Below are 23583 nucleotides of genomic sequence, written 5' to 3'. Positions count from 1 at the left end.
TCGGTGGGCGGGCGTAGAATCGCACACATGTTCGACCATCTCTCGCCTCGTGGGCTGCTGGATGCAGCCGCGGAGGCGGTGCGCGCCCGCCGGTTGGCGGAGGTGCGTGACCTGGAGGTGATCGCGGCGTGGGCGGCGGTGCACTCGGGGGAGTCCACCCGTCTGCGGAACCCGTTGGTGATGGTGGGTGGGGAGGGTACGCCGCGGGTGCAGGACCACGCGCTCGGTGAGATCGCCCTCGCGCGGGGTGCCGGGGTGGCGGCGACGATCAACGCCCTGGCCGACGTGCTGGACTTGCAGCACCGTCTCCCGTTGACGTGGGCGGTGGTGCGGGAGGGTGGTGCGGAGGTGTACGTCGCGCGGAAGGTCGCCCGCATGTCGCGCCACTTGTCGGGTTCGGTGGTCGGAATCGTGGATGTCGCGGTGGCGCGGATGATCGCGACCGAGGCGCCCGGGCGGGTGTTGACGGTGGCCGAGGGCAAGGTGATCGAGGCCGACCCTGCCCTGCACGAGGCCCGCGTGGAGGAGGAGAAGCGTCGGCGTTATGTCGGGCTCGGACGCACCGACGAGTTCGGGCTGCGGACGTTGATCGCCCGCCTCGACGCCGGGGACGCGGCCTGGGTGCAGGCCACCGTCACCCGGGTCGCCGACATCATCGCTCCGGGCCACCCGGACGCCACCGCCGATGAGGTGCGGGCCATTGCGCTGGGCTACCTCGCGCGGCCGGCCGAGCTCCTCGCGCTCCTCGTCGAGCACGAAACCACCGCGAGCGGCGCTGAGACTGGAGTCGCGCCGGAGCCGGTCACCGACGACGAGCCCCTGCCGCCCTCACGCGCGACCGCGTTGCCCGTCGACGTCCTCGATGCCCTCCGCAGCACCGACCTGACCAAGCTGCGGCCGAAGACGGTCCTCTACGTCCACCTCCACGAGGCCACCCTCCTCGATACCCAGGGCGTCGCCCGCGTCGAAGCCCTCGGGCCCCGCACCCTCGGCGCCCTCCACCAGCTCCTCGCCACCACCCAGGTCACCGTCAAGCCGGTCATCGACCTCGCCGACGCCGTCCGCACCACCGCCTACGAACACCCCGAGTCAGTGAAAGAACGGGTTCACCTCATCACCGGCGGCGACTACTGGCCCTACGCCACCTCCACCAGCCGCAACGTCGACTACGACCACCCCACCCCGTTCGATCCCGAGAGGGGAGTCAGACAGCCAGCACAGACTGGCACCCACAACTCCGGCCCCCTCGTCCGCCGCCACCACCGCTGGAAGACCCACGCCGGCTACCACGCGAGACAACGCGCCCCCGGCCGCTACGTCTGGCTCACCCCGAACGGCCTCGGCTTCACCACCGGCCCGTCCGGCACCCACCCCTGCTCCGAGAACGAGGCCCGCCTCTTCATCGCACTCGCCGACCGGCGCGCCCAGCCGGGAGGATGGTCGGATGACGGCGAGACCTGAGCCCGAGCTGCCACCTCTCCACGCGTCGCTCACCTGGCTGACCCCGCTCTCGGAGGAGCGCGCCGCGGGGCTCGTCGAGTTCGTGGCCGACCCGGAGCCTGCCGACGTGCTGGACCTGGGCTGCGGCTGGGGTGAGCTCCTGCTCCGGGTGCTGGCGGCCGCGCCGCGGGCACACGGCCGCGGCATCGACAGTGCGGCGCCGTCGATCGCGCGGGCCGTCGAGCAGGCGCGGGTGCGCGGGCTGGCGGCAAGGGCGACGTTCGAGGCGGCACCCGGTCGCGACGCCGACCTGCGCCCGGCGGACGCGGTGATCTGCATCGGTGCCAGCCAGATCTGGGGGCCGCCGGTGGAGGAGGCGCAGCGGCTCGACTACGCCGCGGCACTGCACGCCCTTCGCGATCTGGTCCGCCCCGGAGGGCGCCTGGTCTACGGCGAGGCCATCTGGTCGGCCCCGCCCCACCCGGCGGCGACGGCCCCACTGTCGGGGCGCGACGACGAGTTCGTGACCCTCGACGCCCTCGTGGAGCTGACCAGGGAGGCGGGCTTCGAGGTGCTCCGGGCCGACCGGGCGGACCTCGACGAGTGGGACGCCTTCGAGGCGGGCTTCCGTGGCCGCTTCACCCGCTGGCTGGAGACGCATGGGCACGACCACCCCGCCGCTCCCGAGATCCGCCGCCGGCACGAGCAGCAGCGCGCCGCTTACGAGGAGGGCTACCGCGGGGTCCTCGGCATGGCCTACCTCTGCCTGCGCGGCTGACCCGGGCGAGCCCGTCAGCCCAGCGCCCGGTCCAGGTTCGTCGCGGCGGAGATCAACGACAGGTGCGTGAAGGCCTGGGGGAAGTTGCCCAGCTGCTCGCCGGTGAGCCCGACCTGCTCGGCGTACAACCCCAGGTGGTTGCCGTAGGTCAGCATCTTCTCGAACGCGAGCCGCGCCTCGTCGTGCCGGCCCGCGCGGGTGAGCGCCTCGACGTACCAGAAGGAGCACATCGAGAACGTCCCCTCGGCACCCTCGAGCCCGTCGGAGGAGCCGTCGGCGCCGGGGTCGTAGCGGAAGACGAGCGAGTCGGTCACCAAGTGCTCCTCGACCGCCGCGAGCGTCGAGAGGAAGCGCGGGTCGCCGGGCGCCGTGAACTTCACGAGCGGCATGAGGAGCAGTCCGGCGTCGAGCACGTCGCCGCCCTCGGTCTGCGTGAAGGAGTCCAGCTCGGCGTTCCACGAGGCGCTCATGATCCGCTCGTAGATCTCGTCGCGCACCTTCCCCCAGGCGGCGATGTCGCCGGGCAGGCCGCGCTTGCGGGCGACGCGGATCATCCGCTCCACGGCGACCCAGCACATGAGTCGTGACGTGGTGTGGGGCCGGGGGTCCTCGCGGATCTCCCACATGCCGTGGTCGTCGCGGTCCCAGTTGCCGATGATCCAGTCGAGCACGGTGACGAGGTCGGTCCAGCCGTCGTGGCTGATGCCGCTGCCGTACTTGTCGAACAGGTAGATCGAGTCGATCAGCTCGCCGTAGATGTCGAGCTGCAGCTGCTCGACCGCCGCGTTCCCGACGCGCACGGGCCGCGACCCGCGGTGCCCCGACAGGTGGTCGAGCTCGTGCTCCTCGGTCGGTACCTTGCCGTCGAGGTCGTAGAGCACGCGGAGCGGACCGAGCTTCTCGTAGGTCGGGTGGTCGGCGTCGGCCTCCCCGATCCGCTTCGACAGCCACGCCGTGAACGCGCCCGCCTCGTCGGTGAACCCCAGCCGCAGCAGCCCGTAGAGGGTGAAGGCGGCGTCGCGGATCCACACGTAGCGGTAGTCCCAGTTGCGCCCGCCGCCGATCTCCTCGGGCAGGCTCGTCGTCGGCGACGCGATGACCCCTCCGGTCGGTTCGTGGCACATCAGCTTGAGCGTGATCGCCGAGCGCTCGATGGTGCTGCGCCAACGGCCGGCGTACGACGACGTGGCGAGCCATCCGCGCCAGTAGGCCGACGTCAGGTCGAGCAACCGCTCGGTGTCGTCGACGGCGCAGGGCTCGGGCTCCTCGCCCTTGGGCACGACCTCGAGCACGAACAGCGCGACCTCGCCGTCCTCGAGCGTCACCTCGCCGCGCACGACCCCGTCGTCGACGGACAGGGGATGCGTCGAGGTGAGCATCAGGTCGACGTGCCCGTCGGGGATGTGGACGCCGTCCTCGACCGCGACCGGCTGGGCGGCGGTGGCGCCGTAGTCGTGCCGTACCTCGATCTCGGTGGCGATCGGCACCCGCCCGCGCACCGCCGCGACCCGGCGCACGAGCCGCTGCTGGTGGTCGGGGTCGTGGGGCTGCAGCACCGGCATGAAGTCCTGCACCTCGATCACGCCGTCGGGCGTGAGGAAGCGGGTGACGAGCACGGCGGTGTCGGGCAGGTAGTACTGCTGCGTGCGCGTCACCTCGCCCGTCGGCGCGAGCCGCCACGCGCCGCCGCGCTCCTCGTCGAGGATCGAGGCGAACACGCTGGGCCGGTCGAAGCGCTCGGGACAGAACCAGTCGATGGTGCCGTCGGTGGAGACGAGCGCCGCCGAGCGGAGGTCCCCGATGATGCCGTGGGCGGCGATGTCCGGCGCGTCACCCGCCGTGCGGGACTCAACCACCGAGCCGCCACCCGCCCGGGGCGAGGTCGAGGGCGGCCTGCGGGCCCCACGAGCCCTGCGCGTAGGGGTGCACCTCGGGCCGGTCGTCCAGCACCGGCTGGCAGACCTCCCACAGCCGCTCGACCTCGTCGGAGCGTGTGAAGAGGGTCTGGTCGCCGTGGAGCACGTCGAGCAGCAGGCGCTCGTAGGCCTCCAGGGGGAACGACTCCGCCGTGCCGTGCACCTGCACCTGCATGGTCGCCATCGTGATGTCGAAGGCCCGCCCGGGCTTCTTGGCCCGCACGTCGACGGTGATCTGCGGCTCGTCGGTCAGCTCGAGCACGAGCTCGTTGCCGCACGAGGGCTCCTCGAACATGTCCGACTCGGGGTCGCGGAACCGCAGCGTGATGGTGCGCCGCCCCTCGGCGAGCGCCTTCCCGGTGCGCAGCAGGAACGGCACGTCCCGCCACCGGTCGTTGTCGACGAAGACCTCGGCCGCGACGAACGTCTCGACCGTCGAGTCGTCGTCGACGTCCTCCTCGTCGCGGTACCCCTCGTACTGCCCGAACACCACCCGTGCCGGGTCCAGGGGCCGTACGTCGCGGAACAGCGCCGCCTTCGCGTCCCGGACCGCCTGCGCCTCGAACGCCCCGGGGTCCTCCATCGCGACGAAGCCGAGCAGCTGGCAGAGGTGCGTCGAGATCATGTCGCGCAGGCAGCCGGTGGACTCGTAGAAGCCGGCTCGCCCCTCGATGGTCAGCTCCTCGGGCACGTCGATCTGCACCGACGCGATGGAGCGGCGGTCCCAGGCCGGCTCGAACAGGCCGTTGGCGAAGCGCAGCGCGAGGATGTTCTGCACCGCCTCCTTGCCGAGGAAGTGGTCGATGCGGAAGACCTGCTCCTCGTCGACGGCGTCGAGCAGCACGCCGTCGAGCTCCTCCGCCGACGCCAGGTCGAGACCGAACGGCTTCTCCACGACGAGGCGGGCTCGCTCCGTGATGCCCTCCCGGTCGAGCATGCCGATCATGTCCGTCATCGCCGACGGCGGCACCGACAGGTAGACGAGCCGGCGCACGTCCGCGACGTCGGCGCCCGCCTCCTCGGCGACCTTCTTCTCGGCGTCGCCGATGGCCGCGGCCAGGTCGGCGCCGTCGTCCGCCGACGCGGTCTGGAAGCTGATGCGCTCGACCAGCCCGTCGATGGCGTCGCGCTCGTCGTCGTCCGCCTTCTCCTGCAGCGCCTCGCGCACCTGGTCGCGGAACTCGTCGTCGGAGCCGGGGGAGTGCCGCCCCGAGCCGATGATCGCGTAGGACTCGGGCAGCCACTCCGACGCAGCGAGGCGGAGGAACGCGGGGAAGAGCTTGCGCTTGGCCAGGTCGCCAGTGGCTCCGAAGAGCACGATCACGCTGGGCGGCGGGGTCGAACCGGTCGAGCCGGGGGCGCTGGAGGAGTCCGTCATGCCTCCTTACCTACTCCCGCGCTCCAACCCGCCCGGGCGGGACCGACCCCCTCAGAACGTCGTGCGGGGCTCGGTCTCGCCCAGCAGCCACTCCGTCAGGAACGGCGTCAGGTCGCCACCGGCCTGCTCCGACAGCCACGCCCAGTACTCCTCGCGCCCCGTGGACACGAAGGCGTCACCCGCGGCGTACGGCCACGCCCGGGTCATCTCCCAGAAGACCTCGTCGCCGAGCTGCGTGCGCAGCTCGTGCCACATGACGCCCGGCGGCACGTAGATGTTGGACTGGCCGAACTGGTCCGGGTCCCAGGCGGCCGGCGGGCCGGCCTCGTCGCGGTAGGACTGGTCCTCGGCGGCGTAGTACGTGACGTACTCGTCGACGTCGATGCCGGCCTCCTCCGCCTCGTAGAGCATCTGGAGGTACATGGCCATGCCCTCGTTCATCCAGACGTCGCGCCAGTCGTTCGGGGACACCTTGTCGCCGTACCACTGGTGGACGATCTCGTGCACGATCACCTCGGGCGACAGGGTGTAGCCGGTGTTGCCGTAGGTGATCATCGTCTGGGTCTCCATGGCGCTCTCGGAGTCGACGACGACGGAGCCGAGGCTGTCGAACGGGTAGGGGCCGAGCTTGTCCTCCACCCAGGCGAGCGCGTCCTTGGTCTCCTCGATCGCCTGGAGGATCTCCTCGTCGCCGGACGGGGTCCAGTAGGCGAGCGGCACGCCCGAGTCGCTCTCGTCCTCCGTGAGCTCGTAGTCCCCGACGGCGATCGTCGAGAGGTACGACGACATGGGGGCGTCCGCGTGGAACCGGTTGACCAACTCGAGGTCGTTCGACTCGGAGAAGGTCAGCACGCCGTTCGCGACGCCCTGCCAGTCGGGCGACGTGTGCACGGTGATGTCGTAGATGGCCTTGTCGGCGGGCTGGTCGTTGACGGGATACCAGGTGAACGCGCCGTACGGCTCCTGCATCGTCCACAGCCAGCCGTCGTAGTCGGACGAGTCGGAGCGCTGCAGACCGACGCCCTCGAAGTCGGACCGCGTGGTCGGCGCGTCGACCGGCTGGGGCGGGCCGCCGTAGACGACCTCCACGACGTACCGCTCGTCCGCGGTCACGGGCACGTCCACGATGAGGTCCTTGCCGTCGTGCTCGAACGCGTCCGTCGGCTCGCCGTCGACGGCGACGGACTCGACGTCGAGGTGCTCGGCCAGGTCGAGCTGGAACCGCTCCGCCGTCGTGGTCGCGCGGAAGGTCACCGCCGTCGTGGCCGTGAAGTCGTCGTCCTCGGGGAACCACGAGAAGTCGATCGCGTAGTGCAGCGCGTCCACCCCGGGGTCGCCGACCTCCGGGTAGACCGAGTCCTCCCGCGGCTCGCTCACCGCCGCCGCCAGGGCGGGCTCCGTGGGTGCCGCGAGCTCCGGTACGTCGACGGGGTCGCCCTCGCGGTCCCCAGGACCGTCGGAGGAGTCGTCGGACGAGTCGTCGGTGGGGCCCTCGGAGCGGTCCTCGTCGCTCCGGTCGTCGGCCTGCCGGTCGCGCACCTGGTCGACGACGAGGATGACCGCCAGCGACGTCACCGAGGCCAGCACGAACGCGACGACGAAGGCGATGACGACCGTCCCCCGCCCCTGCGAGCGTCGACCGCCGGACCGAGGGGGCAGCGGCGGCGGGGGCAGCGGGGAGGACATGTGACCAGTCTGCCCGCCCGGGAGGCGCTGTGGGTCACCGACGCTCGCTACCGTTGCGCCCCGTGTCCACGCTGCTCATCCGCCAGGCGCGCCTGGTGCCCGTCGGGCCCGGTGTCGTCGCCGGCCCCTCGCCCCGTCCCGTCGACGTGGTGGTCACCGACGCCCGTGTCACCGCGGTCGGTCCCGACCTGCCCGTCCACCCCGGCGCCACCGCGGCCGACGTCGTCGACGCCGAGGGACGCTGGCTGATCCCGGGCCTCTGGGACCAGCACGTCCACCTCGGCCAGTGGACCCTCGCGTCGCAGCGCCTCGACCTCGCCGCGGCCCGCTCGCCCGAGGACGCGACCCGCATGGTCGCGGAGCGGCTGGCCGAGCAGCCCGGCCACCCCGTCATCGGCTGGGGCCACCGCTCCGGCGGCTGGGACCGCGACGTCACCGTCAGCGAGCTCGACGCGGTCTCCGGCGAGGTGCCCGTCGTGCTCATCTCCGGCGACGGCCACCACGCGTGGCTCAACACGACGGCGCTCCTCCACCTCGCCATGCCCGTGCGGGACTCCGTGGTGCGTGAGGCGGAGTGGTTCGCGGCGTACGCGCGCCTCTCCACCCTCGTCGGCGACGACGGGACGTCGCCCGCGGCCTACCGCCGCGCCCTCGACACCGCCGCCTCGCTGGGCATCGTCGGCCTCGTCGACTTCGAGTTCTCCGGCGGCGCGGCCGACTGGTTGCACCGCTGGGAGCAGGGGTGCGACCGGCTGCGGGTGCGGATGTCGACGTACGCCGAGGGACTCGACGAGGTCCTCTCGCTCGGCCTGCGCACGGGGGACGTGCTGCCGGGCGTGGCCGACGTGACCGGCCCGCAGGACGACCGCCTGCAGATGGGGCCGCTCAAGATCATCTCCGACGGGTCGCTCAACACCCGGACGGCGTGGTGCTGCGAGCCCTACGCCGACGCCCACCGCCTCGAGTACCCCGCCGGGCAGCCCAACCTGTCGGGCGCCGAGCTGCGCACGCTTCTCGAGCGTGCGCACGCGGCGGGCCTCGACGTGGCGACCCACGCGATCGGTGACGCGGCGGTGGCGGCCGCGCTCACGGCGTACGCGACGACCGGTGCCCGCGGCTCCATCGAGCACGCCCAGATGGTCGGCCGCGCCGACTCGCGGCGCATGGCCGAGCTGGGCATCCGCGCCAGCGTGCAGCCCGCGCACCTGCTCGACGACCGCGACCTCACGGAGAAGATCTGGCAGGAGCGGTCGAGCCGCTGCTTCGCGTTCCGCTGGATGCTCGACGACGGCGTCGAGCTCGCCCTCGGCTCCGACGCGCCGGTCTCGCCGCTCGACCCGTGGCTCGCGATGGCCGCGGCGGTGCACCGTAGCGCCGACGAGCGCGAGCCGTGGCACGGCGAGCAGGCCCTCACCGTCGCCGAGGCCCTCGCCGCGTCCACCGACGGCTGGGGCACCGTCGCCCCCGGGCACCCGGGCGACCTCGTGCTGCTCGACGCGGACCCGTACGCCGCGTTCGGCTCCACCGCCGAGCAGGGCGCCTGGCTGCGGGAGATGCCCGTCGCCGCGACGTACGTCGCCGGTCAGGCCGTGTACGGCGCGGGGATCGAGCTGGGCTGAGCGTCGGGGCCGGGGGCCGGGCTCAGCTGTCCAGCAGCTCGACGATCGCCGCCGCGGCGGCGCGCTGGCCGGACTCGAGCGGGTGGTAGGGCACGGCGCCCGTGGTGTCGCCGCCGTTGATCCACGGCTCGTCGGAGCAGAGCGCGTGGCCCTGGGTGGCCGCGTAGAGGTCGACGAACTCGACCCCGGCGGTCTCGGCGGCGCGCTTCTGCGCGTTGGAGAGCTCCTGGTTGAGGAGGCGGGCCAGGCCGATGGTCTGGGCGTCCAGCGGCACGTCGTCGCAGCCCTCGTTGCCCGCGGGCACCACCTGGGGGTAGCCGACCACGAGCACCCGCGCCTCGGGCGCCCGCTCCTGCACCTGCTCGATGGCGCCCGCGAGGTCGGTCGACAGCTGGGCCAGGCCCGCCTGCACGGCGGCGATGTCGATGTCCTCGCAGCCGGTCTGCACGCAGTCGCCCGCCAGCAGCGCGAAGGCGCCGAAGTCGTTGCCGCCCGTGCTGATGGTGACGATGTCGGTGTCGGCGGTGACGGCGTCGATCTGGGCCGGCACCGCGCCCGTCGACAGCTGCTGCGGCGCCAGGAGGTCCGCCGTGGTGGCGCCGGAGCAGGAGACGTCGGCGAGCTCGGAGCCGCCGAACGCGCCCTGCACGAGGTGGGGGTAGTTCACCTCGGAGCGACCGCACAGACCCGAGGAGTCGTCGGCCGGCTGCACGCCGGGCGCCGCGGTGTAGGAGTCGCCCATCGCCACGTAGGACTGGTCCGCGAAGTCGTCGGAGTCGTCCGTGCGCACCTCGGGCCCGTCGGCGCCGGGGGCCTCGGACGACGGCTCGGCCGTCGCCACCCTCGGCCCGTCGGAGTCATTGCCGCTGCACCCGGTGAGCACGAGGGCGAACGCGAGGCCGGCGACGACACGGCGGGGGAGCGAGGTCATGGGGACCAGTATCCGCGTTCGGAGGGCTGCGTCACGCCAACGCCACCACCAGCTCGCGCACGACCTCGGGGTCGCCGAGCGCGTCGCCCCACAGCTCGCGCACGCGGCCCATGCGGTACCGCACCGTCTGGGGATGCACGAACAGCGCCGCGGCCACCTCCTCGCGGCGGCCCTGGTGGAGGAGCCACGCGCGGAGCGTCTCCTCGAGCCGGGCGGCGGTGTCAGCGCGCACGCCCTCGAGCGGGGCCAGCGCGCGGGCGCGGAGGGCGGCGCGGGCAGCGGGGTCGGCGTGGACGACGAGGTCGACGAGCACGTCGTCGGTGTCGAGGAGCCCGTCCACCCGGTCCGTCCCGTCGAGCCCGGGAAGGCCGAGGGCACGCTCGACCCGGTCGTAGGAGGTGCGCACCTCGAGCCACGGCACCGTGGGGCCGACGACCGCGTCGTACTGCCCCAGCTGCTCGAGCAGCACCGTCCGCCGCACGTCGGGCACGAGCAGGAGCGTGCGCTCGCCGTCGGCGAGGGCGGGGAGCTCGTCGGCGGGCTGCAGGGTGGCGGGGTCCACCGCGGTGAGCACGGCCCGCGCCTGGTCGCTGCGCACGACGAGGGCGGTGAGCGTCGCGGGCGGCTCCCAGTCGGTCGTGGCGACGACCGCGTGGACGGCGTCCGCGGGCGCCCGCTCCAGCAGCAGGTGCGCGATCCGCTCCAGGCGGCGTCGCCGCACGCGGCCGCTCGCGGCGAGCTCGTCGGCGTGCCCGGCCGCGCTGGCGGCGGAGAGCTCGTCGATGAACGCGAAGACGAGCTCCGCGAACTCCGCGAGCATCCGGGCGCCGACGCCGTGGTCGACGGCGACGCGGGACAGCTCGCGCCAGGAGACGCGCGCCCCGATCCGGTACGCCGCGAGCAGCGCCTCCATCGACCGTCCGCTGCGCGCCTCGCCCCGGCCCAGGTCGTAGGCGCCCCGCGTCGACGCCGTCGCCGGCCTCCGGGGGTCGCGGCGGCGGCCGGTCGCGGCGGAGGAGCCGGAGACGAGGGCGACGAACCCGCCGAGCGCGAGCTGCACGGCCTGCCGGATCGTGGCGCCCATCGGTCCGGACAGGGCGTTCTCATAGCTGGGTACCTCGGTGATGATGGCGTCGACGGTCCGGTCGGCGACGTCGGGCAGAGCGCTGCGGAGCGCGGTCACGGCTCCCTCCGAGAGGGTGACTGCGTCGCCTGCGGCATCCATGGAGCACCTCCGAGTTGTTCCGAGCGAACAACATCATGCCGCAACTTCACCTGCGGAGCGTGACGACACGAAGCGTCCGAGCCCTCACGATGGACACATGAGCTCCTCAGTGCCCCTGCTGACGTCGGCGACCCGTCGCCGCGCAGGCTCCACGACGCTCCGTGCGCGCCTGGAGCGGGTCGCGAACGCGGCGGTGACCCCGCTCGTGCCGGCCGACTACCTCGACCTCTTCAACCCGCTCCGCGCGGGCGCCGAGCTGCGCGGCAAGGTCGTCGCCGTCACCCCCGAGACGGCCGACGCCGCCACCATCGTCATCCGCCCCGGCCGCGACTGGGCCGGGCACGTGCCGGGCCAGTACGTGCGGGTCGGCATCGACGTCGACGGCGTCCGCCAGTGGCGCGCCTACTCGCTCACCCACGGCCCGCGTCCCGACGGCAACATCTCGATCACCGTCAAGGCCGTGCCCGAGGGCGTCGTGTCCCACCACCTCGTGCACCGCGTGCGGGTCGGCACCCTCGTCCACCTCGAGCAGGCCACCGGCGAGTTCGTGCTGGCGCCCGAGGTCACCGACGGCCCCGCGACCGCGAAGCTGCTCTTCGTGACCGCCGGCTCCGGCGTCACGCCCGTCGTCGGGATGCTCCGCAACCTGTTCCCCGTGACCGACACCGGCGTCGTGCGGCCCGCCCGCAGCGCGCACCTCGACATCACGGTCGTGCACGTCGCGCCGAGCCGCCCCGACTCGATCTTCATCCGGGACCTCGAGGCCCTCGACGCCGCCGGCGCCATCCACCTCGTGGCGCGGTACGACGACGTGCACGGCCTCCTCGACGTCGACACGCTCGGCGACCTGGTGCCCGACCTCGACGAGCGCGCGACGTACGCGTGCGGTCCCGGCGGCCTCCTCGACGCGCTCGAGGCCCACCACGCCGCGCGCGACCTGGTGCTCTACACCGAGCAGTTCCGGCCCGCGACGCTCGTCGTCGGCGAGGGCGGCGCGGTCACCTTCGCCGGGGGCGCGAGCGTCGAGACCGACGGGTCCACCACGCTCCTCGACGCGGGCGAGTCCGCCGGCGTCCTCATGCCGAGCGGCTGCCGCATGGGCGTCTGCTTCGGCTGCGTCGTACCGCTGAAGGAGGGCTCCGTGCGCGACCTGCGCAACGGCGAGCTCACCACCGCCGTGCCCGGCGAGACCGGGCCCGGCGGCATCCGCATCCAGACCTGCATCACGGCCGCTGCCGGCCCATGCCACCTCGACGTCTGATCCCCGGGAGGACATCACCATGACCGTCGTCACCAAGAAGGACCAGAACCCCGTCGCGCACCTGACGCCGGAGGACATCGAGCAGCTCGGCATCGAGCTCGACGCCATCCGCCAGGAGGTGCTCGACACCCGCGGGGAGCGGGACGCGGCGTACATCCGCAAGGTCATCGACGCCCAGCGCAAGCTGGAGCTCGGTTCGCGCGCGGTGCTGCTCGCCAGCGCGTTCCCCCCGGCGTTCGTCGTCGGCACCATCGGCCTCTCGATCGCCAAGATCGTCGAGAACATGGAGATCGGCCACAACGTCATGCACGGCCAGTGGGACTGGATGCGTGACCCGAAGATCCACTCGACCACCTGGGAGTGGGACAACGCCTCGACGGCGGAGGGCTGGAAGCACAGCCACAACGAGGTGCACCACACCTACACGAACATCGTCGGCAAGGACAACGACCTCGGCTACGGCATCATGCGCGTCGACGAGGACCAGCGCTGGGTGCCGATGTACCTCGCGCAGCCGATCTGGAACTTCATCAACGCGTGCTTCTTCGAGTACGGGATCGCGGCCTACGACCTCGAGCTCGGCAAGAACCTGAAGACGCCGAAGGACCGCCGTCCGGAGTCCTTCAAGAAGGCCGCCCGCGCCACCCTCGGCAAGATCCGCAAGCAGATGACGAAGGACTACGTCGTCCACCCGCTGCTGTCGCTGCCGACCGGCTCGTTCCTGCCGACCCTGGCCGCCAACTTCACGGCCAACCTGGTCCGCAACGTGTGGAGCCACTCCGTGATCATGTGCGGCCACTTCCCCGAGGGCGTCGAGACCTACGAGAAGGCCGCGATCCCGGAGCGGGAGACCCGCGGCGAGTGGTACCTGCGCCAGATGCTCGGCTCCGCCAACATCTCCGGCTCGAAGGCCATGCACTTCATGACCGGCAACCTCTCGCACCAGATCGAGCACCACCTCTTCCCCGACCTGCCGTCGAACCGGTACGCCGAGGTGGCCCCGAAGGTGCAGGCGCTCTTCGAGAAGTACGACCTCAACTACCACTCCGCGTCGCTGCCCGCGCAGGTCTACTCGGCCTGGCACAAGGTCGTCCGTCTCTCCCTGCCCAACGGCTGGCTGGAGACCACGACCAAGGAGAACCTGCCGAGCCAGCTCAAGATGCTGTGGGCGATGACCACGGGCGACCGCAAGGTGCGCCGCGTGGCCCAGCTCCGCCTCGAGCAGCAGGCCCGCCGGCTGCGCGCGCAGAAGAAGGCGGACGTGGAGCGCGTCGCCTGATCGAGCGGTCCTGATCGAGCGGGCCTGATCGAGCGGGCCTGATTGAGCGGGTCCCTCGCGGGGTAGAGGCGGTCCGGCCCTCGCTGTCTTCCCGAGCCGCCCGCGTCTGGGCGCGGACGACGAGTGCTGGAAGGACACCCCATGAGCACCTGTGCCGTCTGCGGACACCAGATGCCCCACGACGCCGCGTTCTGCGACACGTGCGGCACCCCGGCCGACGCGACCCACGTCACCGGCGGCCCCTCCCCGTCCGGCTCCGCCGACCCGGGCGACGCCCCGACGAGCGTCAGCGGCGGGCTGCCCCCGTCCTCGTCGTACGGCGCGCCGTCGGGCGGCCAGCAGGGCGGCTACGGCCAGTCCGGCGGGTACGACGCGGGCTACCCCCAGTCCGGCGGCTACGGCCAGCCCGGTGGCGGGTACGGCGGTGGCTACGGCGGCGGTGGCTACGGCGGCGGTGGCTACGGCGGCGGCTACGGCGAGGTCGGGCAGCCGTCCCCCAACGGCGGTGGCGGCCGCGGCAAGTGGATCGCCATCTGGGGCGTCGTCGGCGTGCTCGTCGTGGGTGTCGTCATCACGGCGCTCGTGCTCACCGTCTTCAAGGACAACGACGACCCGGGGGAGGCCGACGACCCCGAGACGAGCAGCACCGAGGGGACCGAGGGCACCGACGGGCCCGACGCGGCCGGGATCACGCTCGGCGAGGTCAACGAGATCCCCGTCGACGACGACACCGCCGTGCTCACCGTGGAGGCGGACGAGTCGCAGATCGTGCTGCTCTCCAGCTCCGACGACATGGGCATCCCGTTCCCCGAGGACGCGGCCATGCAGGTGACCTCGGCCCAGGGCTGGTACGGCGAGGAGGGTTTCGCGGCCTTCGTGCCGGAGCGCTCGGGCGAGCAGGAGGTCGAGTTCAACGTCTTCGCGGGCTCCGACACCGTCGAGGTGTTCGTCGACGTGGTCGACGCCGAGACGCTGGAGCTGGGCGACGAGGTGCCGCTGCCGGCGGGCGCGCCCATGGGTGCGGCGATCTACGAGGACCTCTCGGGCGCCTTCGTGCTCCCCGAGGGCATGTACATCTCGAGCTGCACGAGCGACGCGATCTGCGACCTGGAGGGCACGGTGCTCGCCGTGGCCGACCGGTCCCGGCTCACCCCGGCGCAGGCGCCCGAGGGTGCTGCGGTCTGGGGCGAGGGCGGCACCACGCTCGAGACGACGATGCCGGCGGGCGGCGGCAACGCCCCGTTCGTGGCGACGACGAGCGGGTCGCTCACCGTCTTCCTCGAGAACATCGCGGACCCCGCGGTCGACTTCCGTCTCCAGGTCTTCGACAAGCACGGCAACGAGATCTGCAACCGTGACAGCTCCTTCGGCGACGAGACCTGCCTCGTCCAGGTGCGCCAGGGCGACGACTACTCGGTCGTCGTGACGGAGTACGACGAGGACCCGCAGGCCACCGGCGACATCCGCCTGCAGCTGATCCCCGGCACCAACGAGTGACCTTCCTGACCCGGACCGGGCCCGATCCACGCTATTGAACGCGTGACAACAGGGCCCGGTCCGGGTCATGATGCCGGGCATGGCGCAGACCCCGGCTCCCTCCAGCCGTCCCTCCCCGCGTGAGCACGTCGACGTCCTCGTCATCGGGGCCGGCCTCTCCGGCATCGGTGCCGCGGCCCGGCTGACCCGTGACCACCCCGACCTCGAGCTGCTCATCCTCGAGGCCCGTGACGCGATCGGCGGCACGTGGGACCTCTTCCGCTACCCCGGCGTGCGCTCCGACTCGGACATGTACACGCTGGGCTACCGCTTCAAGCCCTGGCTCGGGGAGAAGGCGCTGGCCGACGGTGCCTCCATCCGGGAGTACGTCGAGGAGACGGCCGCCGAGCACGACCTCGTCGACCGCATCAGGTTCGGCCACAAGGTGGTCGCGGCCGCGTGGGACTCGGCGACCTCCCGGTGGACGGTCGAGGTGGTCGTCGACGGCGAGACCGCGACGTACTCGGCCGGTTTCCTCTACTGCTGCGCGGGCTACTACGACTACGACGCCGGCTACCGGCCCACCTTCCCCGGCGAGGAGCTGTTCGAGGGCGAGCTCGTGCACCCGCAGGCCTGGCCCGAGGACCTCGACCACAGCGGCAAGAAGGTCGTCGTCATCGGCTCCGGGGCCACGGCGATCACCCTCGTGCCCTCGATGGCCGCCACGGCCGAGCACGTGACGATGCTGCAGCGCACCCCGACCTACGTCATCTCCATCCCGGCGCGGGACCAGCTCTCCCTGCTGGCGCGCAAGGTGCTGCCCGAGATGACGGCCTACCAGGTCACGCGGTGGCGCAACGTGCTGCAGCAGATGGTGTTCTTCAACGCCAGCCAGACGTTCCCGTCCGTCGTGAAGCGCGGCGTGCGCGCCTGGACCAAGCGCCAGGTGCCGGGCCTCGACGTCGACACGCACTTCAACCCGCCGTACGACCCGTGGGACCAGCGGTTCTGCGTGGTGCCGGACGGCGACCTCTACCGGGTGCTGCGCTCGGGCGAGGCGTCGATCGCGACGGGCCGGATCGCCACGTTCACGCCGACGGGGATCCGGCTGGAGGGCGGCGAGGAGATCGAGGCCGACATCGTCGTCACGGCGACCGGGCTCAACCTGCTCGCCTTCGGTGGCCTGCAGTTCACGGTCGACGGCGCCGAGGTCAAGCTGCCCGAGACGATGAGCTACCGCGGTCTCATGCTCACCGGCGTACCGAACTTCGCCTACACGATCGGCTACACCAACGCTTCGTGGACGCTGAAGGCCGACCTGGTCGCGGACTACGTCTCGCGGCTGCTCGGGCGGATGCGGAGCACGGGGCTCCGCAAGGTGGAGGTGCACCGCGACCCGGGCGTCCCGGAGGCGCCGCTGCTGGGCCTCGAGGCCGGCTACGTCCAGCGCTCCGTCGACCAGCTCCCGAAGCAGGGCGCCGAGGCGCCGTGGAAGGTGGTGCAGAACTACCTGTACGACCTCCGGGCGCTGCGCCGCTCCGACCTCGACGACGGAACGTTGACCTGGTCGTGAGTTACCTACGAGTAGCATGACGCCCATGTCTGCGTCGCCCGCCACCACCTACGTCTCCTGCACCGTCGAGGACGGCATCGCGCGCGTCGTGCTCGACCGGCCCGACAAGCTCAACGCGCTCACCCTCGACACCCTCGAGGACCTGATCCGCGTCGCGCGGTGGCTGCGCCACGACCGCAGCCTTCGCGCCGTCATCCTCAGCGGGGCCGGCGAGTCGTTCTGCGCGGGCCTGGACTTCGGCACCGTGCTCAAGCGGCCCGGCCGGGTCGCCCGGGCGCTCGTGCCCTCGCCGCTCCGGGGCACCAACACGTTCCAGGAGGCGTGCTGGGCCTGGCGGCGGTTGCCCGTGCCGGTGATCGCGGCGGTCCACGGCCACTGCTACGGCGGCGGCCTGCAGATCGCGCTCGCCGCCGACTTCCGGTTCACGACGCCCGACGCCCGCTGGTCGGTGCTCGAGGGCAAGTGGGGCCTCATCCCCGACATGAGCGGCGTGCGCAGCATCTCGGAGCTCGTCGGCCTCGACGTCGCCAAGAAGCTCGCCATGACGGCCGAGGTCGTGTCGGGCAAGGAGGCGCTCGACCTGGGCCTCGTGACCGGCGTCGACGCCGACCCCGTCGCTGCGGCGGAGGCGCTCGTGGTCGAGATCAAGGCCAAGTCCCCCGACGCGGTGGCCGCCGCCAAGCGCCTGTTCGACGGCGCCCGCACCTCGAGCGCCCGCCGCACGTTCGCGCGCGAGCGCATCGAGCAGGTCATCCTGCTCGCCACGCGCAACACCCGCGTCGCGCGGGAGTCGGCCTTCGCCAAGATCGCACCGACCTTCGGGCCGCGCTCGCGCTGAGGGTTCAGGGCCGGCTCACGGCCAGCTGAGCCCGACCGTCTCCTCGCTGATCTCCCACAGGCGGCGCTGCGCCTCGGGGTCGCGCGCGAGCTTCGTCGACCCCACCGGGCGCGGCAGCCCGCGGAGCTGGTTGAACCCGCTGGGTCCGCAGAACGTGCCGCCCCGGAGGTCGGCCGTGGCCGCCATCAGCGTCGGCAGCGCCCCGTCGTCGGCGGACTGGGCCGTCGCGGACGCCACGGCGTTGAGGATCGACGCGAGCCCGCCCGTGCCGCGGCCGGTCTGGCCGTAGGACAGCAGGTGGGTCGCGGCGTACCCCGGGTGCGCGGCGAGCGCCGTCACCGGTGCGCCCGCGGCCTCGGCGCGGCGCTGCAGCTCGTAGGTGAAGAGCAGGTTCGCGAGCTTCGTCTGCGCGTAGACGCCCCAGCGGGAGTAGCGCCGCGGCGGCGTGCGCGGGTCGCCGAGGGGCGCGCGGCGGGCCACCGTGTGCAGGAACGACGACACGGAGACGACCCGCCCACCGCCGTCGGCGACGAGCTGCGGCCACAGCAACCCGGTCAGCAGGAAGTGGCCGAAGTGGTTGGTGGCCATCTGGAGGTCGAGCCCGTCGTCGGTGCGCTGCGCCTTGGTCGCCATGACGCCGGCGTTGTTGACGAGCAGGTCGATCGGGCCCAGGCGCGCCGCGTCCGCCGCCGCGCTGCGGACGGAGCCGAGGGAGGCGAGGTCGACCACCAGCCGCTCGAGGTCGGCGCCGGGAACGGCGGCCGTGATCTCCGACGTCGTGGCGTCGAGCTTCGCCGGACTGCGGCCGGCGAGCACCACGCGGGCGCCGGCCCGGGCCAGCTCGCGGGCCGTCGCCGTGCCGAGGCCGCTCGTGGGGCCGGTGACGACCGCGGTGCGGCCCGCGAGGTCGGGCATCTCGGCCAGGGACCAGGTGCGGGGGTCGTGCTTCACGGCGTCACCGCCAGGTTCGCGACCACGCGGCGGGCGAGGTCCTCGTCGCCGGACAGCTCCCAGCGCGCGGGGTCGGCCTCGCCGCGGCCGCCCGAGGCGAGGCAGAAGGCCTCCAGGTCGGTGCGGATCGTGGCGGTGGGGGCGTCGAGCTCCTCGACGGGCACCGGTCGCCCCCGGCCGTCCTCCCCGACGAGGACGCCGACGGGGGGCAGGGCCCCGACCTCGACCACCACCGACGTGCCGGGCGCGGGCTTCACCCGCTTCCCGACGACGAAGGGCACGGAGCGGAGCAGACGCTGCGCGCAGTACGCCGCGGGCAGGCCGTCGAGGCCACCGGGCCGGTCGACGGCACGCCGCAGGTCCTGCTCGTGCATCCACACGTCGAAGGGCCGGTTGCCGAGGAAGGTCTCGGTGTCCCAGCCGAGGAGGCCGAACGCCCCGGGCGCCGTCGCGGAGGCATCGGTCGGCGGGTGGGCCCGCAGATCGTCGTACCGCCCCCGGGTCGTGCTCCGCAGCTCCTCCACGAGCGCCGCCGGGTCGGCGTCACGCCGCGCGACGACGCCCTGCTCGGTGAAACGGCCCATGTCGTTGCGCACGTGGGCCGCCTCGCCGATGTCGACCTGGGGGTGCTCGCCGCCGACGGTGAGCGACTCCAGGTGCACGAGGTGCGCCAGCACGTCGTGCGCCGTCCAGCCGGGCAGGTCGGTCGGGCGTCGCCACTCCTCGGGGGCGAGCGACGTCGCCAGGGCGAGGAAGTCCTCGACCGCGGCCCACCAGACGTCGACGTAGGAGGTCAGGCGGGCCGTCGTGTCCGTGTCGGAGGGGACCTCGGCGGCGCTGGGTGGAGGGGTGGACATGTCCGCCAGAGTAGTGGGGCGTGCACGCCGGGCCTAGGGCGTCGGGCCGCCTGTGGACGGCCGTCCCCGGGTGTCGGTGCCGCCCTCTACCGTCGTCCCCATGACGACCGACCACGGCACCGACCACGGCCTCGTGCCCCGCGTCCGTGCCCCCGAGCTGCGGGGGCGCGGCTGGCTCAACACGGGGGGCCGGGCGCTCAGCGCGGCCGAGCTGCGCGGCCGGTTCGTGCTGCTCGACTTCTGGACCTTCTGCTGCGTCAACTGCCTCCACGTCCTCGACGAGCTGCGGCCCGTGGAGGAGCGCCACGCGGAGCACCTCACGGTCGTCGGCGTGCACAGCCCCAAGTTCGTGCACGAGGCCGATCCCGACGCGCTGGTGGCGGCCGTGGAGCGCTACGGGGTGCACCACCCGGTGCTCGACGACCCCGAGCTGGAGACGTGGCAGGCCTACACGGCGCGTGCCTGGCCGACGCTGGTGCTCGTCGACCCGGAGGGCTACGTGGTGGCGCACTACGCGGGGGAGGGCCACGCCCACGCCATCGACCGTCTGCTCGACCGCCTGGTGGCCGAGCACCGCGCGCGGGGCACGCTGCAGCCGGGCGACTCGCCCTACGTGGCGCCGCCCGTCACCCCCGGCGACCTGCGGTTCCCGGCGTCGGCGGTGCCGCTGCCCGACGGCCGGGTGCTGGTCGCGGACGCGGGTCACGACGAGGTCGTCGAGCTGGCCGCCCCCGAGGGGCCCGTGCAGCGCCGCTTCGGCGGCTTCCGCGAGCCCAACGGCGTCTGCCTGCTGCCGGCGGAGGTGGCGACCGCGGCGGGGTACGACGCGGTGGTCGCCGACACCGTCGGCCACCGCCTCGCCGGGCTGCGCCTCGCCGACGGCGTGGTCACCACGCTCGCCGGCGACGGCACGCAGTGGATGCAGGGCGACGGCACGGAGCGGCTCTCCTCGCCGTGGGACGTCGTCTGGTGGCGCGACCGGGTGTGGGTGGCCATGGCCGGCATCCACCAGCTGTGGACGCTCGACCCGCGCACGGGCGACGTCGAGGTCGCCGCGGGCACGACCAACGAGGGCCTGCTCGACGGGCCGCTCGCGGAGGCGTGGTTCGCCCAGACCTCCGGGCTGGCGGTCTCCCGCGACGGCGCGCGGCTGTGGCTGGCCGACTCCGAGACCTCGTCGCTCCGGTGGATCGAGCACGACGAGCAGGACGGGCTGGTCGTCCGCACCGCCGTCGGCACCGGGCTCTTCGACTTCGGGTTCCGCGACGGGCCCGGCGGTGCCGGCGGTCCGGACGGCCCTGCCGCGCTCCTGCAGCACCCGCTGGGCGTCACCGCGCTCCCCGACGGCTCGGTCGCGGTCTGCGACACCTACAACGGGGCCGTGCGCCGCTTCGACCCCGCAGTCGGGCCCACCGGCGAGCTGACGACGCTGGCGACCGGGCTCGCGGAGCCGAGCGCGGCGTACGTCGCCGGTGACGCACTCGTCGTCGTCGAGTCGACGGCGCACCGGTTGAGCGCGGTGGCCCTGGGTGCCGCCGTGACCACCGAGGGCTTCGCCCACCGCACGCAGCGGCCCGTCACCGAGGTCGCGGCGCGGCTCCGGCTGGTGGTGCCGTTCGTGCCGCCGCCCGGCCAGAAGGTCGACGAGCGGTTCGGGCCGGCCACGCAGCTGCTGGTGACGGCGACGCCGCCGGCGCTCCTCCGCGGCGGCGACGGCCGCGCGGTCCCGTTGACCCGGGAGCTCGAGCTCGACCCGGCGGTCGGGGAGGGCGTGCTGCACGTGGCGGCCCGGGCCGCGTCGTGCGACGCGGACACCGACGGCGAGGTGCCTGTGGGGGCGGCGTGCCACCTCCACCAGCAGGACTGGGGCGTCCCCGTCCGGATCGCCGACGGCGCGCCGGACGAGCTGCGCCTCCCGCTCGGGGGCGAGGCCTGACGCGCGGGGGTCGCGCGGGGGTCAGGCGCGGGCGGCGTTGAGGAACGCGGTGGCCTGCGCCGTCGCGTCCTCCTCGCCCTCGACGGTGAGGGGGAGGAGGAGGTTGGCGACCGCGTCGCCGTACGCCGCGGCGCAGAACCACTGCTCCGCCCGGCTCTCGTCCTCGAGCACGACCGGCACGTAGCCGCAGGCCACACCGCCGCCACCGTCGACCTCGGACGAGGTGACCTCCTGGCCCAGGTTGAAGGAGACGGTCTGGGCGGCGAGCTCGGGGGCGTCCACGGCGGCGATTTCGTCGCTGACGAAGATGGCGACGACCAGCTGGGCCGCCAGGTCGGTGCTCTCGCCGATGGCGTAGACGGCGCCCGCGGGCGTGCCCTCGGCCCCGGCGGGGCGGTCGTCGAACACCCCGAACGCCTCCTCCAGCCGGTCCTCGGCCTCCGGCGACACGTCGCGCGTCCACGCACCGCCGCCGATCGCGTCGAAGGAGTCCGGCGTGACGAGGGAGCCGTCGGCGTCGCCGCCCGTCGCGGCCTCGGCGGAGGATCCGTCGCCGCCGGCCTGCTCCTCGACGGGCTCGCCGTCGGGTTGACGCACCCACCACACGACCACGACCAGGCCCGCGAGCAGGACCGTGAAGGTCACCCACCAGCGGCGGCGCATGAGGGTCGGTCGGGGGTCGAGGTCCTCGCTCACCCGGCCAAGGGTGCCACCTCCCCTCGGGGCGCGCTGCGGGTGACCCAACCGACAGGCGCCGGGATTGCGGGTGGGGTCGCGCGGCGCCGTACCCTGGTCGACGGCCAGTGGCTCCCCGGACCGACAGCGTCGGTCGGGGTCACTCTTCCTTGTGCCCGGTGTGGTGCGTGCGGCTTCCCGCGGCGCAGAGACCAGCGATCGGGTCCATCGAGATCGCGTCTCGTCAGGCCCCCGGACCCGCACCCGTGGTTCCGGGCGCAGACGCATGCCTGTCATCGCGCGTGTGCGCGAGGAATGAGAACCCGCATGTCCGAGAACACCCCCACGCCCGAGACCAGCCCGGAGACCACCCCCGAGGCCACCGTCTTCGACGCGCTGCGCCGCGACATCGTCGCCGCGCTCGCCACGCAGGGCATCACGACCCCGACGCCGGTGCAGGCCGCCGTCATCCCCGACGCGCTCGCCGGCGCCGACGTGCTCGGCCGCGCGCAGACGGGGTCGGGCAAGACCCTCGCGTACGGCATCCCCGTGCTCGAGCGCCTCGCCGGCGCCCGCAGCCGCCCGAACCACCCGCGCGCCGTCATCATCGTCCCGACGCGCGAGCTCGCCACGCAGGTGGCGCGGTCGCTGCAGCCCCTCGCGGCGGGCGTCGGCCTCAAGCTGACGACGGTGTACGGCGGGGTGCCCTACGAGCGCCAGACCCGCCAGCTGCGCCAGCGGGCCGACATCGTCGTCGCGACGCCGGGCCGCCTCGGCGACCTGGTCGAGCGCGGCCACTGCTCCTTCGACGACATCGCGGTGACGGTGCTCGACGAGGCCGACCACCTCTGCGACCTGGGGTTCTACCCGGCCGTCGACGAGCTCGTCGGCCGCACGCCCGCCGGCAGCCAGCGCATGCTGCTGAGCGCCACGCTCGACGGTGACGTCGACAAGCTGGTGCGCCGCCACCTCACGGCCCCGAAGGTCCACGAGCTCGACCCGAACGCCGGCGCGGTCACGACGATGACCCACCACACGCTCGTCGTGGGCGGCTTCCGCGAGAAGGTCGACGCCGCGGTGCAGCTCGTCGAGGCCAACGGCCGCACCATCGTCTTCACCCGCACCCGCGAGGGCGCCATCGAGCTCGCCTCCGCGCTCGAGCAGCACGGCGTCACCGCGGTCGACCTCCACGGCGACCTGTCGCAGCGCGCCCGCGAGCGCAACCTCGCCCGCTTCTCGTCGGGCGCGGCGCAGGTCGTCGTCGCCACCGACGTCGCCGCGCGCGGCATCCACGTCGACGGCGTCAAGCTGGTCGTGCACTTCGACGCGGCCTCCGACCCGAAGGCCTACCTGCACCGCTCGGGCCGCACCGCCCGCGCCGGCACGGACGGCGCCGTCGTCACCATCACGACGCCGAAGTTCCTCGACGCCCTCGTGCGGCTCCAGCGCGGCGCGTCCGTCGACGTGCGCCACCACGACATCCGCACCGCCCCCCGACCCATGACCGCCGAGGCGCTCGTCGCGTCGGGCACGACCGCGCCGCCGGCGCGCCAGGGCGGCGGACAGCGCAACGGTGGCCCGCGTGGCGGTGCCCCGCGCACGGGCGGCTACCGCGGCCGGAGCGACACCCGGTCCTACGGCGAGCGCGGCCGCAGCAGCGACTCCCGCTCCCCGCGGAGCGACAGCCGCGGTGGTCGCAGCGACACCCGCTGGAGCCGCGAGCAGCGCCCGGAGCGCACCGGCCGCTGATCCCGACGCGCGACC

The 23583-nt window shown here is 73.3% G+C and carries 18 protein-coding genes; 10 read left to right on the top strand and 8 right to left on the bottom strand.

Going from position 1 to position 23583, the window contains the following annotated elements; all coding sequences use genetic code 11:
* The first annotated feature begins 27 nt into the window (after nucleotides 1-27).
* Together PIR53_15030 and PIR53_15025 are read left to right on the top strand one after the other, a co-directional pair.
* A complete protein-coding gene (locus tag PIR53_15030; protein WZH51324.1) occupies nucleotides 28-1461 on the top strand; it encodes a hypothetical protein in 1434 nt (477 codons plus the stop codon).
* On the top strand, nucleotides 1445-2218 hold the full coding sequence (locus PIR53_15025; GenBank protein WZH51323.1) for a class I SAM-dependent methyltransferase: 774 nt from the start codon (nucleotides 1445-1447) through the stop codon (nucleotides 2216-2218). Before PIR53_15030 ends, PIR53_15025 begins: the two co-directional genes overlap by 17 nt.
* A gap of 14 nt (nucleotides 2219-2232) precedes the next feature.
* Here the strand turns inward: PIR53_15025 and PIR53_15020 are convergent, their stop codons facing one another.
* Genes PIR53_15020 through PIR53_15010 form a run of 3 tightly spaced genes read right to left on the bottom strand, consistent with a single transcriptional unit; the run spans nucleotide 2233 to nucleotide 7198 of the window.
* Nucleotides 2233-4074 carry a glycoside hydrolase family 15 protein gene (locus PIR53_15020; protein ID WZH51322.1) on the bottom strand — a complete coding sequence of 614 codons (1842 nt, stop codon included), beginning with the start codon at nucleotides 4072-4074 and terminating at the stop codon, nucleotides 2233-2235.
* Nucleotides 4067-5512: a glucose-6-phosphate dehydrogenase gene (gene zwf, locus PIR53_15015; GenBank protein WZH51321.1), complete on the bottom strand. Its 1446-nt coding sequence runs from the start codon at nucleotides 5510-5512 to the stop codon at nucleotides 4067-4069. The genes PIR53_15020 and zwf overlap by 8 nt, the downstream gene beginning before the upstream one ends.
* A gap of 51 nt (nucleotides 5513-5563) precedes the next feature.
* Entirely contained in the window at nucleotides 5564-7198 is a 1635-nt protein-coding gene (locus PIR53_15010) for a M1 family metallopeptidase (protein WZH51320.1), read from the bottom strand.
* Between the two features lie 62 nt (nucleotides 7199-7260).
* Between PIR53_15010 and PIR53_15005 the strand changes: the two genes are divergently transcribed.
* Complete coding sequence (locus PIR53_15005) at nucleotides 7261-8817, top strand: amidohydrolase family protein (protein ID WZH51319.1); 1557 nt, start codon at nucleotides 7261-7263, stop codon at nucleotides 8815-8817.
* A gap of 22 nt (nucleotides 8818-8839) precedes the next feature.
* On the opposite strand, the gene PIR53_15000 is transcribed toward PIR53_15005, so the two are convergent.
* Together PIR53_15000 and PIR53_14995 are read right to left on the bottom strand one after the other, a co-directional pair.
* On the bottom strand, nucleotides 8840-9748 hold the full coding sequence (locus PIR53_15000; protein ID WZH51318.1) for an SGNH/GDSL hydrolase family protein: 909 nt from the start codon (nucleotides 9746-9748) through the stop codon (nucleotides 8840-8842).
* A gap of 31 nt (nucleotides 9749-9779) precedes the next feature.
* Nucleotides 9780-10931 carry a helix-turn-helix domain-containing protein gene (locus PIR53_14995; protein ID WZH51317.1) on the bottom strand — a complete coding sequence of 384 codons (1152 nt, stop codon included), beginning with the start codon at nucleotides 10929-10931 and terminating at the stop codon, nucleotides 9780-9782.
* A gap of 139 nt (nucleotides 10932-11070) precedes the next feature.
* Between PIR53_14995 and PIR53_14990 the strand changes: the two genes are divergently transcribed.
* From PIR53_14990 to PIR53_14970, 5 genes are all read left to right on the top strand, one after another.
* On the top strand, nucleotides 11071-12234 hold the full coding sequence (locus PIR53_14990; protein WZH51316.1) for a ferredoxin reductase: 1164 nt from the start codon (nucleotides 11071-11073) through the stop codon (nucleotides 12232-12234).
* 19 nt (nucleotides 12235-12253) lie between these two features.
* The gene (locus tag PIR53_14985; protein ID WZH51315.1) at nucleotides 12254-13513 is read left to right on the top strand and encodes an acyl-CoA desaturase; all 1260 of its coding nucleotides are present in this window, start codon (nucleotides 12254-12256) and stop codon (nucleotides 13511-13513) included.
* Between the two features lie 141 nt (nucleotides 13514-13654).
* Complete coding sequence (locus PIR53_14980) at nucleotides 13655-15010, top strand: zinc ribbon domain-containing protein (protein WZH51314.1); 1356 nt, start codon at nucleotides 13655-13657, stop codon at nucleotides 15008-15010.
* A gap of 79 nt (nucleotides 15011-15089) precedes the next feature.
* Complete coding sequence (locus PIR53_14975) at nucleotides 15090-16562, top strand: NAD(P)/FAD-dependent oxidoreductase (protein ID WZH51313.1); 1473 nt, start codon at nucleotides 15090-15092, stop codon at nucleotides 16560-16562.
* 25 nt (nucleotides 16563-16587) lie between these two features.
* Entirely contained in the window at nucleotides 16588-17400 is an 813-nt protein-coding gene (locus tag PIR53_14970) for a crotonase/enoyl-CoA hydratase family protein (GenBank protein WZH51312.1), read from the top strand.
* 15 nt (nucleotides 17401-17415) lie between these two features.
* Here the strand turns inward: PIR53_14970 and PIR53_14965 are convergent, their stop codons facing one another.
* Nucleotides 17416-18351: an oxidoreductase gene (locus PIR53_14965; protein ID WZH51311.1), complete on the bottom strand. Its 936-nt coding sequence runs from the start codon at nucleotides 18349-18351 to the stop codon at nucleotides 17416-17418.
* Nucleotides 18348-19208, bottom strand: a complete 861-nt coding sequence (locus PIR53_14960; GenBank protein WZH51310.1) for a maleylpyruvate isomerase family mycothiol-dependent enzyme — start codon at nucleotides 19206-19208, stop codon at nucleotides 18348-18350. The genes PIR53_14965 and PIR53_14960 overlap by 4 nt, the downstream gene beginning before the upstream one ends.
* A 100-nt stretch (nucleotides 19209-19308) precedes the next feature.
* Here PIR53_14960 and PIR53_14955 point away from each other — a divergent pair, with 100 nt between their 5' ends.
* On the top strand, nucleotides 19309-21144 hold the full coding sequence (locus PIR53_14955) for a redoxin domain-containing protein (protein WZH51309.1): 1836 nt from the start codon (nucleotides 19309-19311) through the stop codon (nucleotides 21142-21144).
* Nucleotides 21145-21165: 21 nt separating this feature from the next.
* Here PIR53_14955 and PIR53_14950 read toward each other — a convergent pair whose 3' ends face one another.
* Nucleotides 21166-21840 carry a hypothetical protein gene (locus PIR53_14950; GenBank protein ID WZH51308.1) on the bottom strand — a complete coding sequence of 225 codons (675 nt, stop codon included), beginning with the start codon at nucleotides 21838-21840 and terminating at the stop codon, nucleotides 21166-21168.
* Nucleotides 21841-22146: 306 nt separating this feature from the next.
* On the opposite strand from PIR53_14950, the gene PIR53_14945 reads away from it, so the two are divergent.
* Nucleotides 22147-23568 (top strand): DEAD/DEAH box helicase, encoded by a 1422-nt coding sequence (locus PIR53_14945; GenBank protein WZH51307.1) that lies wholly within the window; start codon nucleotides 22147-22149, stop codon nucleotides 23566-23568.
* The last annotated feature ends 15 nt before the right edge of the window (nucleotides 23569-23583 follow it).

This window comes from Nocardioides alkalitolerans, from assembly GCA_038184435.1.
GTDB lineage: Bacteria > Actinomycetota > Actinomycetes > Propionibacteriales > Nocardioidaceae > Nocardioides > Nocardioides alkalitolerans_A.
This window is presented reverse-complemented; position numbering and strand designations above follow the sequence as displayed.

What these genes read in the sequence shown, in the direction of transcription:
- PIR53_15030 (WZH51324.1), top strand. Translation starts at nt 28, where the DNA reads ATGTTCGACCATCTCTCGCCTCGTGGGCTGCTGGATGCAGCCGCGGAG.
- PIR53_15025 (WZH51323.1), top strand. Translation starts at nt 1,445, where the DNA reads ATGACGGCGAGACCTGAGCCCGAGCTGCCACCTCTCCACGCGTCGCTC.
- zwf (WZH51321.1), bottom strand. Translation starts at nt 5,512, where the DNA reads ATGACGGACTCCTCCAGCGCCCCCGGCTCGACCGGTTCGACCCCGCCG.
- PIR53_15010 (WZH51320.1), bottom strand. Translation starts at nt 7,198, where the DNA reads ATGTCCTCCCCGCTGCCCCCGCCGCCGCTGCCCCCTCGGTCCGGCGGT.
- PIR53_15000 (WZH51318.1), bottom strand. Translation starts at nt 9,748, where the DNA reads ATGACCTCGCTCCCCCGCCGTGTCGTCGCCGGCCTCGCGTTCGCCCTC.
- PIR53_14990 (WZH51316.1), top strand. Translation starts at nt 11,071, where the DNA reads ATGAGCTCCTCAGTGCCCCTGCTGACGTCGGCGACCCGTCGCCGCGCA.
- PIR53_14985 (WZH51315.1), top strand. Translation starts at nt 12,254, where the DNA reads ATGACCGTCGTCACCAAGAAGGACCAGAACCCCGTCGCGCACCTGACG.
- PIR53_14980 (WZH51314.1), top strand. Translation starts at nt 13,655, where the DNA reads ATGAGCACCTGTGCCGTCTGCGGACACCAGATGCCCCACGACGCCGCG.
- PIR53_14975 (WZH51313.1), top strand. Translation starts at nt 15,090, where the DNA reads ATGGCGCAGACCCCGGCTCCCTCCAGCCGTCCCTCCCCGCGTGAGCAC.
- PIR53_14970 (WZH51312.1), top strand. Translation starts at nt 16,588, where the DNA reads ATGTCTGCGTCGCCCGCCACCACCTACGTCTCCTGCACCGTCGAGGAC.
- PIR53_14960 (WZH51310.1), bottom strand. Translation starts at nt 19,208, where the DNA reads ATGTCCACCCCTCCACCCAGCGCCGCCGAGGTCCCCTCCGACACGGAC.
- PIR53_14955 (WZH51309.1), top strand. Translation starts at nt 19,309, where the DNA reads ATGACGACCGACCACGGCACCGACCACGGCCTCGTGCCCCGCGTCCGT.
- PIR53_14945 (WZH51307.1), top strand. Translation starts at nt 22,147, where the DNA reads ATGTCCGAGAACACCCCCACGCCCGAGACCAGCCCGGAGACCACCCCC.